Origin of the sequence: Psychrobacter sp. Rd 27.2 (assembly GCF_001921755.1) — a bacterium.
Lineage (GTDB): Bacteria > Pseudomonadota > Gammaproteobacteria > Pseudomonadales > Moraxellaceae > Psychrobacter > Psychrobacter celer.
Genome location: NZ_MRYB01000032.1, coordinates 1 through 1,074 on the forward strand (window position 1 = coordinate 1; position 1,074 = coordinate 1,074).

The following is a 1,074-nucleotide window of genomic DNA, read 5'->3' on the forward strand; positions in this document are numbered from 1 at the left end:
TCAACTTCTACGCCGTGATACCAACAAGCAACCTTATTACCTAAGTTCCAACCTAATGACAGTCTGGCGCCGCGATGCGGACATCTGTCTTCTAGTGCGTGTACTTCGCCTTCTTCATCTCTCCATAGCACTAAATTCTCACCCAAACGGGTAATGCCGACTGGATTAGCGCCTATTTCCCAAGAAGCTAAAACTGGATACCAATGCTCTCTAAGTCCAAATGATAAGTACTCATCTACTGAATTAAATTTCCTCACGACCTTGTGCTCCTTATTTGACTCTTACTTGATTTTGCAAGTACTTGGCTTTGCAAGCGTATTAATATCCTAACCGTGCCATTTCTCTTTCAAATGACTCCGTGGTAAATGCACTGCCATCGCCAAGAAGCATTCCTTGCTCATTGAGAGCGCTAACCACTTCTTCTAAGGTTTCAGCGCCCGATGAAAACGCGGTAATTAAATGTTTGACTAAAGACAACTCATAATCAGTCGGCTCATGATCTCGAGTTTGCCAAACCATAAGTTTTGGCTGACCTGGCATCTGGATATTGTTAATACCTGCCTCTTTGCTAGGCTTATGTTGTTTCCAACTGATTAGACTCTCGTTATATTGCTGCATTATCACTCTCCTTGTCGGCTTTCCTTTCTAGACGTTATCTTGAAGATATATTTTGTCGGCTTCGATTTTTAAAGCATAAGTACAAAGATTGCGATCAGCAGGACCACTTAACAACTTGCCGCTTTTGATTTCAAAGATAGCTTCATGTAAAGGACACTCTACTGTTTCATCTTCAATAAAGCCGTCAGTTAACAGGGCATAAGCATGTGGACATACATTTTCTACTGCAAAATAGGCGTCTTCGATTTGAAAGACCCCAATCTTTTTACCATTTACCTCAACGGACTTAGGGTCATCTTCGTTGACTTCCGACACATCACATATAGGCAACCAATCCATCTCAACCATCCTTAGTTTTGTATATAAAACATCGTTTAACTTGTAAAACACAATATAGCTTAGAATTTCCGTTGTTGTCAACGGTGATTTAAATAACTTTCAGTTCCAATCTTTATG

At 40.5% G+C, this 1,074-nt stretch carries 3 protein-coding genes; all 3 read right to left on the reverse strand.

Features of this window, described 5'->3' with window-relative positions:
- Positions 1-257: Rieske (2Fe-2S) protein (locus BTV99_RS12445; protein ID WP_143507148.1), on the reverse strand; the 257-nt coding region annotated here is incomplete at its 3' end.
- Between the two features lie 61 nt (positions 258-318).
- On the reverse strand, positions 319-618 hold the full coding sequence (locus BTV99_RS12450) for a recombinase-like helix-turn-helix domain-containing protein (RefSeq protein ID WP_075102674.1): 300 nt from the start codon (positions 616-618) through the stop codon (positions 319-321).
- A 27-nt stretch (positions 619-645) separates the two neighbouring features.
- Positions 646-957 (reverse strand): non-heme iron oxygenase ferredoxin subunit, encoded by a 312-nt coding sequence (locus BTV99_RS12455; RefSeq protein WP_075102675.1) that lies wholly within the window; start codon positions 955-957, stop codon positions 646-648.
- Positions 958-1,074: the final 117 nt, after the last annotated feature.